Genomic DNA, 14606 nt, shown 5'->3' on the forward strand with positions numbered 1-14606 from the left:
GGCCGTCCCTGACGCCTGATCCCACGCTTTGTTCCCCGACCCTTCCACCCCGCCCACCCCACCGATCCCACCGGAGTTTGTGATGACCCATACGATGTCGCGCCGCTTGTTCCTGGGCGGTTCCGCCGCCGCTGCCGCGGCCGGGCTGGGAGGCGGCAGCCTGCTGTCGGGCAGCCTGCTCGCCCAGGCACATGCCGCAGTGCCGACCGCTGCCGCCGCGCGCGAGGTGTTCCTCAACCTCAACGAATACCCGGACGGCCCATCGCCGGCCGCACTGCGCGCGATCGCCGAGATCGCGCCAAGGGGCGGGCGCTATCTCGACAGCCTGACCCGCGACCTCAACCAGGTCTTCGCCGCCAAGCTCGGTATCGGCGTCGACCACGTTGCGCCATACGCCGGTTCGTTCTGGCCGTTGAACTTCTCGGCGCTGGCGTTTGCCAGCGCGACCGCCGGCGTGGTCACGGCCGACCCGACCTTCGATGCGGCGGCGCGGCTGGCCGAGCGCAATGGCGCGAGCGTCAGCCGGATTCCACTGCGCAGCGATTACAGTCACGACGCGCAGGCCTTCATCCGCGCGGCGCAGTCGGGCAAGGCCGGGCTGATCTATGTCTGCAATCCCAACAACCCGACCGGCACGCTGACCTCGACGGCCGACATCGCGGCGATCGTCGACAACAAGCCGGCCGGTGCGGTCGTGGTCGTCGACGAGGCCTACATCGAGTTCGCCGGGCATGTGCGTTCGGCGGTCGAGCTGGTCGCCAAGGGCAAGGATGTCGTCGTACTGCGCACGTTCTCGAAGATCTACGGTCTTGCCGGCCTCCGGCTCGGCTATGCGGTCGCACGCCCGGACCTGCTCGAGCGCTTCAAGCGCTTCGGCTTCAGCCAGTTGCCGGTGACCGCGGTCGTGGCCGGACTGGCAAGCCTCAACGACCCCAGCCTGGTCGAGACCCGCAGGACCCAGACCGCCACGCGCAGGACGCACCTGGTCGACTGGCTGAAGGCGCGCGGTTACGCCACGACGCCCTCGGAGTCGAGCTTCTTCCTGATCGACGTCAAGCGTCCGGCGGTCGCCTACATCGATGCGCTGAAGCAGCGTGGCGTCCATGTCGGCCGGTCGCCGACCGCGTATCCCAACAGCTTCCGCGTCACCATCGGTAACGACGACGAGAACGCCCGCTTCAAGGCGGCCTTCGCCGAGGCCGACCAGGAGATCCTGCGGGGCGCGTGATCGACCGCGGGCGGCTCGGGTGATGGGCGTGGCCGCGCCGCGCGTCCGTCACCCGTGGTCCGTCACCCGTGCTCCGACACCCGTGCTCCGACACCTCTCGGGCCGGCCGGCGGTCCTTGCAATGGGTCTGCAAGGGCTCGCGCGATGCGCCGGTGGCACGCACGGGATCTGCCGACGCGCCTGTCGCCGCACGCACGCAGAACAACGCGCACGACGCCGTGGTACCCGCGCGGCGATAATGGCCGCATGTCCCATGTCACCGATCCCCCTGCATGCGTCGCCATCATCGGTGGCGGTCCTGCCGGCCTGTTCGCCGCCGAGCGCCTGCGCGCGGACGGCTTCAAGGTCGATCTCTACGATGCCAAGGGTTCGGTCGGGCGCAAGTTCCTGATCGCTGGCAAGGGTGGCCTGAACCTGACCCATTCCGATCCGTTCGACCTGTTCGCCAGCCGCTATGGCGTGCGCGCGGACGAGGTCGCGCGCTGGTTGCGGCAGTTCGACGCCGACGCATTGCGCGCGTGGGCACGAGGCTTCGGTATCGAGACCTATGTCGGGACCTCGGGGCGGGTGTTTCCCGAGGACCGCAAGGCCGCGCCGTTGCTGCGCGGCTGGGTGCGCCGCCTGCGCGCGCAGGGCGTGGACCTGCACGTGCAGCATCGCTGGACCGGCTGGTCGGACGACGGTGCCTTGCGTTTCGACGCGGCAGACGGCGAGCACCTGGTGCGCGCCGATGCGGTCGTGCTCGCGCTCGGCGGCGGCAGTTGGCCCGAGCTCGGCTCCGACGGCGCCTGGGTGCCGGTGCTCGCGGCACGCGGCCTTGCGGTCGCGCCGTTGCAGCCGGCCAACTGCGGCTTCGACGTGGACTGGAGCGCGCATTTCGCCGAGCGCCATGCCGGCGCGCCGGTCAAGCCGGTGGTCGTGCACTGGCAGGATGCGCATGGCGCTGCGCAATCGCTGCAGGGTGAATGCGTGGCGACCGCGACCGGCCTCGAAGGCAGCGTGGTCTATGCCTTGTCGGCGATGCTGCGCGAGCGCATCCAGCGCGACGGCCATGCCGACATCGCGTTCGATCTCGCGCCCGGGCGCACGCTGGCCGACCTGCAACGCACATTGTCGAAGCCGCGCGGACGGCGCAGCCTCAGCGAACACCTGCGACGCGAAGCCGGCATCCACGGCGTCAAGGCCGGCCTGCTGCACGAATGCGTGCCGCGTGAGGCGATGGCCGATCCACAGGCGCTGGCGGCGGCGATCAAGCGCCTGCCGTTGCGCCTGCTGCGGCCGCGTCCGCTTGCCGAAGCGATCAGCAGTGCGGGCGGCGTGCGGCTGGAAGATCTGGATGACGGCCTGATGCTGCGTGCATTGCCGGGCGTGTTCGTCGCCGGCGAAATGCTCGACTGGGAGGCGCCGACCGGCGGTTACCTGCTGACGGCCTGCTATGCCAGCGCGCAGGTGGCGTCCGATGGTGTCCGCCACTGGCTGGCATCCCGATAGCCCCGCGGGGCAGGGCAAGCGGGTGGCACCCCTGCCAACGCCAAATCCAGTGCCCGACTCAAGTGCAGCGGCAGCAGTGCAGCAGTATTCAGTGCAGCGCCAGGTGCAACCGGCTTTCGAAATGGCGCGGACGCGCCTCCAGCGGATCGATGAACGACAGCGCCCTGGCCAGCAACTGCAGCGGCGCGTGGTCGTGCGCGATCGCAGCCTGGTCCAGTTGCGGATACAGCGGGTCGTGCAGGATCGCGGCGCCGAGCGCGGCCATGTGCACGCGCAACTGGTGCTTGCGACCGCTCAGCGGATGCAGCGCGTAGTGCCAGTGCGTCTGCCCGCGCGCGATGACCTCGATCCGGGTCTCGCTGTTGGCCTCGCCCGCGGCTTCGCGCATCCGGAAGAACGGCTCGCCACGTTCGATGCGGCTGCGGCGCACGACAGGGAACGCGACATCGGGCAGCGCCGGGGCGATGGCCTCGTAGCGTTTGTCGATCGCGCGCTGCCGGAACAGGGCCTGGTAGGCATCGCGCGTCGCCGGGTCCACCGAGAACATCACCAGGCCCGCGGTCGCGCGGTCGATCCGGTGCAATGGCGCCAGCGTGTCCAGTCCGGTCTCGCGGCTCAGGCGTGCGAGCAGGGTGTCGCGCACGAAGCGCCCGGCCGGCGTGACTGCGAGGAAATGGGGCTTGTCGACGACCAGCAGGTGGTCGTCACGATGCAGGATCGTGGCCTCGGCGGCAAGACGGGGCTCCTCGGGCACGTCGCGGTAGTAATACACCTGCATGCCGGCACCGCAACGTGCGCCGGCAGGCAATGGCTGGCCGGCCTCGTCGAGGATCCTGCCGACATCGAACCGTGCCTGCCATTGCGTCGGTGCGATCGTCGGGAACAGCGCGCACAAGGCGTCCAGCACGCGCGTCCAGGGTCCCTGCGGCAGCTGCACGCGGCTTGCGCGCACGCCATCGAGATCGGGCGGACGCTTCACGTCGGCGATGGCGGCCGCGACCGCGACCGCCGTGCCGCGCGAACTGTGCAGGTCATGGCGCGTACATCGCGAGGATCTCGGCCTCGGTCAGCATCGTGGTCGGGTTGGCGAAGTCGTACCAGCCGGGCTTGTGGTCGACATAGATCTGGCTGTCCAGCCTGAACGCGACGGCGTCGCCGAACAGTCCGACCGGCAGCATGTAGTCGCCGGTGGGCAGCAGGCGGTAATACACGTGGCCGCCGCAGCGGCTGCAGAAGCCGCGCTCGGCCCACTCCGACGAGGCGAACACCGTCAGCGCGCCGTCGTGGCGGATCTCGACGTCGCTGCCGCAATGCAGGGTCGGGGCTGGCCCGCCGCCCCAGCGGCGGCACATGCCGCAATGGCAGATCGTCACGTCGCGATGGTCGGCGGTGCTGACCTGGATCGCACCGCACAGGCAATGTCCCAGCATCGTCATTCTCCCAGTGAAACTCGATGCCTGGCCGGTCCGTGCGCCGCGCAGCCGTCGCGGCCGTGCGCGCCCGGCGCGCTCAACCCTGGCCGGCGCCGGTGGACTTGAGTTCGCGGTAACGCACCAGCGCCTGCTCGAGGTCATCGCCGAGCGAGGCACGTTCGGCCAGCTGTTGCTCCAGGATCACCTGCTGGCGCAGCAGGTCCTGGTGCTGGCTGCGGATGCTGTCGGACAGCGGCTTGTTGACCGGCTTGGACTGCAGTTCCAGGTCGGACGCCTGGCGCAGCAGCGACAGCACGCTCTGGCGCAGGTTGGTGACGCCCATGCGCGAGGTCTTCAGCGCCTCGTCGACCAGGATGATGCGCTCGCCATAGGCCTTGCGCAGGTCGTTCTCGGTGGCATACGAGTCGACCATGGCCAGCTCGCGACGGCGCAGCGCCGCCTGTGCGCTGGCATCGCGTTGCGCCTGCTCGGCGGCCGAATTGGCGAGCTTCTGTTCGTCGGCGGTCAGTGCGCGGGCGACTTCGCCGACGCGCAGGCCGCTGCGGGCGCTGATCTCGGTGCGCGGTGCATCGACGGCGGATGCCGGCAGCGCATCGCCGCAGACCTTGCGGCCGTTTTCTTCCCAGCAGTAGACGCGTTTTTCACCGGCGCTGGTCGGCCGCGATTGCGCGGACGCGGCGCTGGCGGCCAGCAGCAGCGAGGCCAGCAACAAGGACGGCAACGGCAACGACGCCAGCGGGAGTGACGCCCACCGCAGTGAAGCCGGCGACGGTCGCACTCCTGGAATGGCCATGCTCTTGTTCATTGAACCCGCGCCCCCTTGCGTCCGATTCAAGTACGTCGATTAGTGCTGCGATTCAGTGCCCGGGATGGTAGCAGCCGCGCTGCCGTAGCGCGCGCGGTAGGCCAGCAGGCGTTCGCGTTCTGCGTGCAGCGTCGCATCGCCGCCGGCGAAGTCCAGCAGGTCGGACAGCGTCGCGACCGCGATCACCGGCAGCGCGTGTTCAGCGGCCACGGTCTCTGCAGCCGAGCGGGTATCGCCCTCGGCAACGATCTCCTGGCGGTCCAGCGCGATGACGATGCCGGCCGGCGTGCCGCCACCCTCGCGGATGATGGCCAGCGCCTCGCGGATCGCGGTGCCGGCGGTGATCACGTCGTCGACGATCAGCACCCGGCGGCCGGCCAGCGGTGCGCCGATCAGGCTGCCGCCTTCGCCGTGGGTCTTGGCTTCCTTGCGGTTGAAGGCCACCGGCAGGTCGCGCCCGCGTCGGGCGTAGGTGCAGGCCAGGGCGGTGGCCAGCGGGATGCCCTTGTAGGCCGGCCCGAAGACCAGGTCGAATGACAGGTCGGCGGCATCGAGCGCGTCGGCATAGCAGCCCGACAGGGTGTCGATCGCGGCGCCGCTGTCGAAGCGTCCGGCGTTGAAGAAATACGGGCTGCTGCGGCCGGACTTCAGCGTGAATTCGCCGAAGCGCAGGGCCTGCACGCGCAGCGCCAGCTGCAGGAAACGGGAGCGATGGTCGGTCATGGCGGCCATTGTCCCATGCCCGCGACGTGCCGGGCAGTTGCCGGTAGCTGCGCATCGAGCCGGCGCAGCAGGATGCGCTGCAGGCCGGTCGAGGTGTCGGCCAGCACGCTGCCGGTATCGACGAAACCAGCGCGCCGGTACAGCTGCAGCGCCGGCAGGTTGGCCGTGTGCACGGCCAGCGCGAGCAGGCGTCGACCCGGATGCCGCGTGCGCAGGTCCGCGCAGCAGGCGGCCAGCGCATGCGTGGCGACGCCGCGGCCCTGCCAGTGCCGGTCGATCATCAGCGAACGCAGCGAGACCGCGTCCCGCCCCAGCGACTGCCCGTCGATGACGATCGGTGCGAAATCCAGGCGGTAGAAGCCGACGACCTTCGACCTGCCGATGCGGTCGCGCTCGCTGACCGTGTCCTGTCGGCATGCGATCACCATGGCGTCGCTGCCGGGGTCGTGCAGGGTCTCGTCCAGCGTGGCGCAGGCGGCGCCGACGAAGGCCTGTTGCCCCGGCCGGACCTGCAGCCGGCGCACGGCGGAGGCGGTCGCGTCGTTGACCGGTTCGACCACGATGGCAGCGGGCGCGACGGCGGGCTTCATGCCGCCATGATAGAAAACCGGGCGCGGCTGCGCTGGTCGCGATGACGGTCCGCGGCGATCCCTGATGCTGGCCACGCGCCGGCCACACCCGCGCTGATCGGAGCGGCGCGATGGGGTAGGCTGCCCGGGCCCGGACATGCGGTGCGCGTGCCTGGATGCGATCCAGCGGGCCGCCGGATGTGCCGTCCAGCCCCCCATTCATTCATCGAAGTGGTTTCGACCCGTGAGAATCATCAGCTTCAATGCCAATGGCATCCGTTCCGCCGCCAACAAGGGCTTCTTCGACTGGTTCCGTACCCAGGACGCCGACGTGCTGTGCGTGCAGGAGACCAAGGCGCAGGAAGGCCAGTTGAGCGACCCGGTGTTCCGTCCCGAGGGCTATCACGCGTTCTTCAAGGACGCGAGCACCAAGAAGGGCTACAGCGGCGTTGCGATCTACAGCAAGCGCAAGCCCGATGACGTGCGTACCGAGCTCGGCCTGCCGGCGTTCGACGACGAGGGGCGCTACATCGAGGCGCGCTTCGGCAATCTCAGCGTGGTGTCGTTCTACATCCCGTCCGGCAGTTCCGGCGACCTGCGCCAGGGCTTCAAGTTCGAGATGATGGAATGGCTCAAGCCCATCCTCGACCAGTGGCTGGCCAGCGGCCGCGACTACGTGTTGTGCGGCGACTGGAACATCGTGCGCGCGCGCAACGACATCAAGAACTGGACATCCAACCAGAAGAACTCCGGTTGCCTGCCGCCGGAGCGCGCATGGCTCAACGGCATGATCGCCGATGCCTGCGGCGATGGCCTGGTCGCGGCGCCCGGCAATGGTTGGCGCGATGCGTTCCGCGTGGTCAAGCCCGACGCCACCGAGTACACCTGGTGGAGCAACCGCGGTGCCGCGCGCGCCAACGACGTCGGTTGGCGCATCGATTACCAGCTGGTGACGCCGGCACTGGGCGCGCGTGCGCGCGACTGTTCGATCCTGCGCGAGCCGCGTTACTCCGACCACGCACCGTTCATCGTCGACTACGACTGAGCCGACGTCGGCGCCGGCATCGACTCAGGTGGTCTTTGTCGCGCGCTGTCGCGGCGATGCCGCTGTCACCGCAATGCCGCGCCGGTATCGAACGGATCGAGGCATCGCTGATCCAGGAACAGGAAGGTGCCCGGCGCGCGCTGGTGCGCGTCGATCTGCGGCACCAGCCGCTGGAAATGCGCGCTCGCGCAATGCGCGTCGAGCGCCGCGCGGTCCGGCCAGGTTTCGATGAAGACGAAATGCCCCGGGTCGGCCTGGTCGACGTGCAGCGTGTAGCCCAGGCAGCGCGGCTCCTGCAGGGTCAGCGCCACCAGTTCGCGGTACAGCGGCAACACGATGCCGACGCGGTCGGGTCGGATGAAGTCCTGCGCGATGACCGTCAGCACGCCGGCAGCGGCCACGTCAGCCATCGACCGCCTTGCGCACGTCCTGCTCGGCGATCGACGCATCGACCAGGCCGGTCTTCATCATCCAGGCGAACAGCGCCACGCCGGGCAGGGCGGCCACGGTGGTCAACAGGTAGAAGTTGACGTAACCCATCTGCTCGATCAGGCCGCCGGCGGTGGTGCCGGTGATGAAGCGGCCGACGATCGACGCCGCCGCCGACAGCAGCGCGAACTGGGTCGCGGTGAACGAAAGGTTGCACAATGCAGACAGGTAGGCGACCACGACCACGCCGCCGATGCCGCTGGCGAAGTTCTCGAACGTCAGCGTGAATGCCAGCATCGGATTGCTGTGGCCGATGTGCGCGAGCAGTGCGAACGACAGGTTCGATACCGCCATCAGCACCAGGCTCAGCAACACCGAGCGCTTCAGCCCGATGCGCGCGTACAGGATGCCGCCGACGAAGATGCCCAGCAACATCGCGATGAAGCCGACGCCGACGTCGTAGGTCGCGATCTCGGCATTGCTGAAACCCAGGTCGTTCAGCAGCAGGCGCAATGTCAGGTTGGCCAGGGTGTCGCCGATCTTGTGCAGCAGGATGAACAACAGCACCAGGAACGCGCCCTTGCGGCGGAAGAACTCGCCGAGCGGACCTGCGATCGCCGCCCAGGCCGCGGCCAGTCCCTTGCGCGCGCTGGGCTCGCGATGGCGCTCGGGTTCGCCCAGCCACAGGCCCACGAACACCGCCGGCAGCACGAACGTGGCGCAGGCCAGATATGCCGCGCTCCAGCCCAGCGACGAGGCGACCACCAGGGCCAGCGCGCCGGCGCCGACCGAGCCGATCCGCCAGCCGTACTGCGACATGCCCGAGCCGACGCCGAGCTGGTAGGGCTTGAGCAGTTCGATGCGGTAGGCGTCGATGACGATGTCGAAGGTCGCACCGGCCACGCCGACCGCGACCGCGGCGACCGCGACCCTGGCCAGGTTGGCGGTGGGGTCGAGCATGCCCAGGTGGACGATCGCGGCCGCGACCGCCACGGCGGACAGCCACAGCCAGGAGCGGCGCTGGCCGAAGCGGCCGATCAGCGGCAGGTGGAAACGGTCCACCAGAGGCGCCCACAGGAACTTGAAGCTGTAGACCAGGAACGCCAGCGAGAAGGCGGTGACGCTGCGCTTGCTGATGCCGTCCTGGGCCAGCCGCGTGGTCAGCGTGGCGCCGATCATTGCGTACGGGAAACCCGAGGACACGCCAAGCAGGAACGCCGCCAGTGGCGCGCGTTCGAGGTAGGGCCTGATCCAGGCGATCCGATCGCCGCGCACGGCCGAGTGTGGGGTTGTCATCGGCGTATGCTACCCGAGCACCCACGGCACGTATCGCCCCACCGGGCCCGCGCGCGTGGAGTGTGTTGCGCAGGTCGCTCGCGGCTCCCTGCTGTCCGCCAGCCGCGCGGATCTGCGTGATCGCAGGGGAGTGCTGACTGCAGGGCGAGGCCAATGACCGACATCGTGCTCAAGGACATCGACCAGGCCCTGGCCGACCGCATCCGGCGGATCGCGGACCTGCGCGGCTGGACGATGGCGCGCACGCTGGGCTACCTGCTCGAGCAGGGCCTGCGCGCCAACGAAGGCGATGCCTCGGTCCGCTTCGATCACCTGGAAACCGATGTGCTGCAGGCGGCGATCGCCGCGCTGGAGCAGGTGCCCGACGACGATGGCTATGCGTTGATCGGGCGGGTCTAGGGCCTGCCATGAGTGGGCCGATGCCGCGATCGTGACGAGCAGGGCGGCGGCTTGTCGGGCGGCGGCTGCGTCCGAGCACGCCATGGATGGCGTGCGCCCGAGTCAGGGCAGGATGCCCTGACCGAGGGGAGAGCAGTTGCTGCCCGACAAGCCACTGCAGATCCGGCATCTGCGAGCCGGCGGACCTCCGAAAGACATAGTTCTCAGACGAGCGGCCGTCAAACGGGATAAATGCCGCCCAGCACGCGCGGGCCGCTGGCGCCGGTGACGCTGGGCAGGTTGCCCGGACGGCCGAGCACGGTCTGCCGGGCCAGCCACGCAAAGCCCATCGCCTCGACGTGGTCGGGGTCGAGGCCGTGCGCGGCACTGGATTCGACGATGCAGCCGGGCAGCACCGCGGCCAGCGCGGCCATCAGCACCGGGTTGTGGACGCCGCCGCCGCAGGCGATGACGCGGCGGGTGTCGGGCTGCTGTGCGTTCAGTGCGTTGGCGACGGTGTGCGCGGTCAGCGCGGCCAGCGTCGCCTGCACGTCCTCGGGCACGGTCTCGCCCTGCAGCCGGGCTTCGACCCAGCCCAGGTGGAACTGGTCGCGGCCGGTCGACTTGGGGGGCGGCTGGGTGAACCAGGGGTCGTCGAGCAGCCGTTCGAGCAGGCCGCTGTCGACGCGGCCACTGCCGGCGAAGGCGCCGCCGCGGTCGTAGCTCTCGCCGGTGTGGCGCAGCGTCCAGGCGTCCATCAGCGCATTGGCCGGGCCGGTATCGAAGCCGCGCACCGGACGCGCCGCGTCGGCGGGCAACAGCGTCAGGTTGGCGATGCCGCCGAGGTTGAGCACTGCGCGCGATTCCTCACGCGATTGCAGCAGGGCCGCGTGCAGGCCGGGCAGCAGCGGGGCGCCATGGCCGCCGGCCGCGATGTCGCGGCGACGGAAGTCGGCGACCACGCGCACGCCGGTGCGTTCGGCGATGGTGCCGGGGTCGCCCAGTTGCAGCGTGAACGGATACGGGCCCCAGGGACGATGGCGAAGCGTCTGGCCATGCGAGCCGATCGCGCTGACGTCCGCCGGCAGGGTGTCGCTGTCGGCCATCGCGCGATTGGCGGCATCGGCGAAGGCGCGTGCGACGCGCACGTCGAGTTCGGCGAAGGCGTCCAGCGACAGCGGGGCGTTCTGCTGGCCCAGCGCCACCAGTTGCGTGCGCAGCGCGGGGTCCCAGGGATAGGTGCGGCCGAACACCAGCGTAGTGTCCCCGCGGTCGTCGAAACGGACCAGGGCGGCGTCGATGCCGTCGGCGCTGGTGCCAGAGATCAGGCCGAGGAACAGTCCGCGCTCGGACGGTCCCTGCTGCGCGGCGTCACGCGACGGAAACTGCGGGTTCATGCGGGGCGTTCCGGGAGGTGGGGCGTGAGACGGGAGCAGGGACCGGGCGCATCCGCGCGCTGCCTCCGCTGCGGTGCCAGCGCCCGGGGCATGCGATGCCGGAACGGAGGCCGCGGGATCACCGCATCACAGGACCGCAGGATCAAGGCGTGATCGGCGCCGTCAGCCTTGGATCAGGGCTGTCCGTGGGCCGGATCCGCAGGGAATCAACCCTTGCGGCCTGCGCGCGGGGTGTTCGCGGCGACGGCCTTGCCCGGTTCCGGGGCGGCCGGCACGTCGGCGTAGATGATGTCCTCGACCTCGCGGATGCGCTCCAGCGCCGGCGCGGTCTGCGCGCGGAAGGCGGCCAGCGCGGGGCCGCTGAGCGGCTCCGGCGGCGGCATCGTGTGCTGCAGCGGGTTGCGGTGCACGCCGTTGACGCGGAATTCGTAATGCAGATGCGGGCCGGTCGACAGGCCGCTGGTGCCGACGTAACCGATCACCGTGCCCTGGGCCACGCGCTGGCCCGACTTGATGTTGCCAAAGCGCGACATGTGCGCGTACAGCGTGGTGTGGCCGCGGCCGTGGTCGAGCACGACCGCGCGGCCGTAGCCGCCCTGCCAGCCGACCGACTGCACGCGGGCATCGCCGGCGGCCATGATCGGGGTGCCCGAACGCGCGGCGTAGTCGACGCCCTTGTGCATGCGCATCGTGCCCAGGACCGGGTGGCGGCGTGCGCCGAAGTTAGAGCTCAGGCGCGCGTACTGGATCGGGCTGCGGATGAAGCTCTTCTTCAGCGGGCGGCCGTCGGCGGTGAAGTACTCGGGCTTGCCGTTGCGCTCGAAGTGGATTGCGGTGAACGGCTTGCCCTTGGCGGTGAACACCGCGGCCTTGACCGGGCCGCTCTTGATCAGCTCGCCTTCGCGCCAGGTCTGCTCGACGACGACGCTGAAGCGGTCGTTCTGGGTGACGTCCTTCGAGAAATCGATGTCGTACTTGAAGATGTCGTCGGTCAGCGTGTTGATGTTGCCGGCGCTGAGGCCGAGCTTGCGCGCGCTGTGGAACAGCGACTTGCCGACGTTGCCGCTGATGACCACGGTGCGGGTCTCCAGCTCGCGCTGGACGACCTTCTCGGTGATGCGGTCCTTGCCGACGCTCAGCTTGACCCGCTCGCTCTCGCCGCGGTCGAAGCGGAAGGCGCGCAGGCTGCCATCGGGGGCGAGGTCGAAGCCGATCTCGGTGCCGGGGCGCAGTCGTGCGAGGGTGTCGCGTGCGCCGGGCTGGTCGAGGATGCGCTGCAGCGTCGACGACGGAATGCCCAGGTCGGAGAAGATCGAGCCCAGGGTCTGGCCCGGCTCGACGGTCACCAGGTGCCAGTTGAATTCGGGTTGCTTGGCGCGTACCAGGGTCAGCGGCGGCAGCGGCAGTGAGGTCGTCGTCAGCGGCGCGTGCTCGGCACCGCGCAGCGCGTTCGAGAAGCCCGGGATCAGGCCGATGACCAGGGCGCCCAGCGTCGCGAACAGGCTCGCATGCGCCCAGTGGCGGCGCGTCCAGCGGCCGCGGACCGGGAAGCCATGGGCCGCCGGTGCATCCAGGGAAGCGGACTCTTTCGCCTTGTTCTCGGCGGCCGCGCGCAGGTTGTCGAGACGGACGCGCTGATGGTGCGGGTCGTCGTCTCTGGGCAAATCGGATTGCGGCATCGTTGCGGTCCGGTGGATTGGCGTGACGGGCGCGTCAGCGGGGTAACATAAAGACGTGAAGTGGGTGCGTCAAATCCTTGTCCTCATTGGAAATTCAGGATTACGCATCATTAACATCCCTCCCGCCCGAACCTTGACCGCCGTCACATTCCAGTTGACCGCCAGGGTCCAACACCTGAATAGACCACGCTCATGAACAACCCCGCCCTGGACCTGATCGCGCGCGGCGCCGAGGAAGTCCTGAAGATCGAGGAGCTGCAGGCCCGCCTCGCGCTCGGCCGCCCGTTGCGGATCAAGGCCGGCTTCGATCCGACCGCCCCGGACCTGCACCTGGGCCACACCGTGCTGCTGAACAAGATGCGCCAGTTCCAGGACCTGGGGCACCAGGTGATCTTCCTGATCGGCGACTTCACCGGGATGATCGGCGACCCGTCGGGCAAGAACGCGACCCGCAAGGCGCTGTCGCGCGAGGACGTGCTGGCCAACGCCGAGACCTACAAGGAGCAAGTGTTCAAGGTGCTCGATCCGGCGCGGACCGAAGTCCGGTTCAATTCCGAGTGGTTCGGATCGATGGGTGCGGCCGACATGATCCGGCTGGCGTCCACGCACACCGTGGCGCGCATGCTCGAGCGCGACGATTTCTCCAAGCGCTACGCCGGCCAGCAGCCGATCGCGATCCACGAGTTCCTGTATCCGCTGGTGCAGGGCTACGATTCGGTCGCGTTGAAGGCCGACGTCGAGCTGGGCGGCACCGACCAGAAGTTCAACCTGCTGATGGGCCGCGCGCTGCAGGAGCACCATGGCCAGGCCGCGCAGATCGTGTTGACGATGCCGCTGCTGGTCGGGCTGGACGGTGTCAACAAGATGTCCAAGTCGCTGGGCAACTACATCGGCGTGACCGATCCTGCGATCGACTTCGTCAACAAGACGATGAAGATCGGCGACGACCTGATGTGGGACTGGATCGAGCTGCTGAGCGCCGAGATCGGCATCGACGAAGCGGCGCGGCTGAAGGCCGATGTCGCGTCGGGCGCGCTGAACCCGCGCGACGTCAAGCTGCGCCTGGCGCGCGAGCTGACCACGCGCTTCCACGATGCCGCCGCGGCCGATACCGCGATCGCGGGTTGGCAGGTGGCGATCAGCGGCGAAGGCGATACCTCGTTGCTGCCGCTGCAGGACGTGGTCATACCGGCCGATGGCATCCGCATCGGCGCGCTGCTGACAGCAGCCGGCATTACCCCCAGCAATTCCGAAGCCAGCCGCAAGCTCAAGGAACGTGCGGTCAAGGTGGACGGCGGCGTGGTCGAGGATGCCGGCCTGGTCTTCGCGCCCGGCTATGAGGGCGTGCTGCAGGTCGGCAAGCGCAACTTCGCGCGGGTGCGGCTGGTCGCGGCATAAGGCTTCGGAGGCCGGGCGCGGGACGCCCGCGGGCGGGCACGACGCCAATCACCGGGCGATGACATCGGCGTCGACACCATGCCGGCATGGACGGACATTGGCTGGCGCAGGCGGAAGTGATCGGGGGCATGGCGCTGGCCATGCTGCTCGGCGGCGTGGTCGGTTACGAGCGTGAGCTCAAGCATCGTCCGGCCGGGTTCCGCACCCACATGCTGGTCGCCGGGGCCGCCGCGCTGCTGATCGGCATCGGCCAGCTGTCGGTCGACCGCGTGCTGGCGGGCGGTCATGGGCCGGGCATCCTGCAGGTGGATCCGCTGCGCCTGGTCGAGTCGGTCATTGCCGGCGTGGCCTTCATCGGCGCCGGCACGATCTTCAGCCAGGGACGACAGGGCGGGCAGACCGTCGCCGGCATCACCACGGCGGCCTCGCTGCTGGTCGTGGCGACGATCGGCGTCGCCGCCGGCCTGCATTACTACCTGGTCGCCGTCGCGGCGACCTTGCTGGCGTTGTTCGTGCTGTTCGTGCTGTCGGCGTGGGAACGCAGGCAGCAGGGCCGGCAGGACGGCGACGTGGACACAATGGGAGCGCGCCCTGCCGGCGCTGAAGTCCGTGGCGTCAAGACCGCTGCGGCTGGCGCTGGCGTGGGTGAGGTCCGTGACGTCCATGACCTCGCCGGCGATCGGCGTCCGGTCGAACCGGGATCGGCACGCGATTGAGGCACGCGATGTGTGGGGC

Annotated in this window: 15 protein-coding genes; 6 read left to right on the forward strand and 9 right to left on the reverse strand. The window is 69.4% G+C overall.

Going from position 1 to position 14606, the window contains the following annotated elements; all coding sequences use genetic code 11:
* Nucleotides 1-82: 82 nt before the first annotated feature.
* Nucleotides 83-1228, forward strand: a complete 1146-nt coding sequence (locus ACYX7E_RS03495; protein ID WP_462079169.1) for a pyridoxal phosphate-dependent aminotransferase — start codon at nt 83-85, stop codon at nt 1226-1228.
* Between the two features lie 246 nt (nt 1229-1474).
* Nucleotides 1475-2719, forward strand: a complete 1245-nt coding sequence (locus ACYX7E_RS03500) for a TIGR03862 family flavoprotein (protein WP_462079170.1) — start codon at nt 1475-1477, stop codon at nt 2717-2719.
* 88 nt (nt 2720-2807) lie between these two features.
* On the opposite strand, the gene ACYX7E_RS03505 is transcribed toward ACYX7E_RS03500, so the two are convergent.
* The 5 genes from ACYX7E_RS03505 to ACYX7E_RS03525 all read right to left on the reverse strand — a co-directional run bounded on the left by ACYX7E_RS03505 (nt 2808) and on the right by ACYX7E_RS03525 (nt 6270).
* A complete protein-coding gene (locus tag ACYX7E_RS03505; protein ID WP_462079171.1) occupies nt 2808-3698 on the reverse strand; it encodes a pseudouridine synthase in 891 nt (296 codons plus the stop codon).
* Between the two features lie 52 nt (nt 3699-3750).
* Nucleotides 3751-4149 (reverse strand): GFA family protein, encoded by a 399-nt coding sequence (locus ACYX7E_RS03510; protein WP_462079172.1) that lies wholly within the window; start codon nt 4147-4149, stop codon nt 3751-3753.
* Between the two features lie 79 nt (nt 4150-4228).
* Nucleotides 4229-4873, reverse strand: a complete 645-nt coding sequence (locus tag ACYX7E_RS03515) for a hypothetical protein (RefSeq protein WP_462079173.1) — start codon at nt 4871-4873, stop codon at nt 4229-4231.
* Between the two features lie 123 nt (nt 4874-4996).
* A complete protein-coding gene (gene pyrE / locus ACYX7E_RS03520) occupies nt 4997-5680 on the reverse strand; it encodes an orotate phosphoribosyltransferase (protein ID WP_462079174.1) in 684 nt (227 codons plus the stop codon).
* Nucleotides 5677-6270 (reverse strand): GNAT family N-acetyltransferase, encoded by a 594-nt coding sequence (locus tag ACYX7E_RS03525; protein ID WP_462079175.1) that lies wholly within the window; start codon nt 6268-6270, stop codon nt 5677-5679. Before ACYX7E_RS03525 ends, pyrE begins: the two co-directional genes overlap by 4 nt.
* 223 nt (nt 6271-6493) lie before the next feature.
* Between ACYX7E_RS03525 and ACYX7E_RS03530 the strand changes: the two genes are divergently transcribed.
* A complete protein-coding gene (locus ACYX7E_RS03530; RefSeq protein WP_462079176.1) occupies nt 6494-7294 on the forward strand; it encodes an exodeoxyribonuclease III in 801 nt (266 codons plus the stop codon).
* Between the two features lie 65 nt (nt 7295-7359).
* On the opposite strand, the gene ACYX7E_RS03535 is transcribed toward ACYX7E_RS03530, so the two are convergent.
* Together ACYX7E_RS03535 and ACYX7E_RS03540 are read right to left on the reverse strand one after the other, a co-directional pair.
* Complete coding sequence (locus ACYX7E_RS03535) at nt 7360-7704, reverse strand: putative quinol monooxygenase (protein WP_462079177.1); 345 nt, start codon at nt 7702-7704, stop codon at nt 7360-7362.
* Complete coding sequence (locus tag ACYX7E_RS03540) at nt 7697-9019, reverse strand: AmpG family muropeptide MFS transporter (protein ID WP_462079178.1); 1323 nt, start codon at nt 9017-9019, stop codon at nt 7697-7699. Before ACYX7E_RS03540 ends, ACYX7E_RS03535 begins: the two co-directional genes overlap by 8 nt.
* A 153-nt stretch (nt 9020-9172) precedes the next feature.
* On the opposite strand from ACYX7E_RS03540, the gene ACYX7E_RS03545 reads away from it, so the two are divergent.
* Nucleotides 9173-9418 carry a hypothetical protein gene (locus tag ACYX7E_RS03545; protein ID WP_462079179.1) on the forward strand — a complete coding sequence of 82 codons (246 nt, stop codon included), beginning with the start codon at nt 9173-9175 and terminating at the stop codon, nt 9416-9418.
* Between the two features lie 218 nt (nt 9419-9636).
* Here ACYX7E_RS03545 and ACYX7E_RS03550 read toward each other — a convergent pair whose 3' ends face one another.
* Together ACYX7E_RS03550 and ACYX7E_RS03555 are read right to left on the reverse strand one after the other, a co-directional pair.
* On the reverse strand, nt 9637-10794 hold the full coding sequence (locus ACYX7E_RS03550) for an anhydro-N-acetylmuramic acid kinase (RefSeq protein WP_462079180.1): 1158 nt from the start codon (nt 10792-10794) through the stop codon (nt 9637-9639).
* Between the two features lie 206 nt (nt 10795-11000).
* Nucleotides 11001-12473: a peptidoglycan DD-metalloendopeptidase family protein gene (locus ACYX7E_RS03555; RefSeq protein ID WP_462079181.1), complete on the reverse strand. Its 1473-nt coding sequence runs from the start codon at nt 12471-12473 to the stop codon at nt 11001-11003.
* Nucleotides 12474-12665: 192 nt separating this feature from the next.
* Between ACYX7E_RS03555 and tyrS the strand changes: the two genes are divergently transcribed.
* Nucleotides 12666-13871 (forward strand): tyrosine--tRNA ligase, encoded by a 1206-nt coding sequence (gene tyrS / locus ACYX7E_RS03560; RefSeq protein WP_462079182.1) that lies wholly within the window; start codon nt 12666-12668, stop codon nt 13869-13871.
* 86 nt (nt 13872-13957) lie between these two features.
* Nucleotides 13958-14587, forward strand: coding sequence for an MgtC/SapB family protein (locus tag ACYX7E_RS03565; RefSeq protein WP_462079183.1), 630 nt, complete (start codon nt 13958-13960; stop codon nt 14585-14587).
* Nucleotides 14588-14606 lie beyond the last annotated feature (19 nt).

The sequence above is a fragment of the Luteimonas sp. RIT-PG2_3 genome, assembly GCF_054902115.1.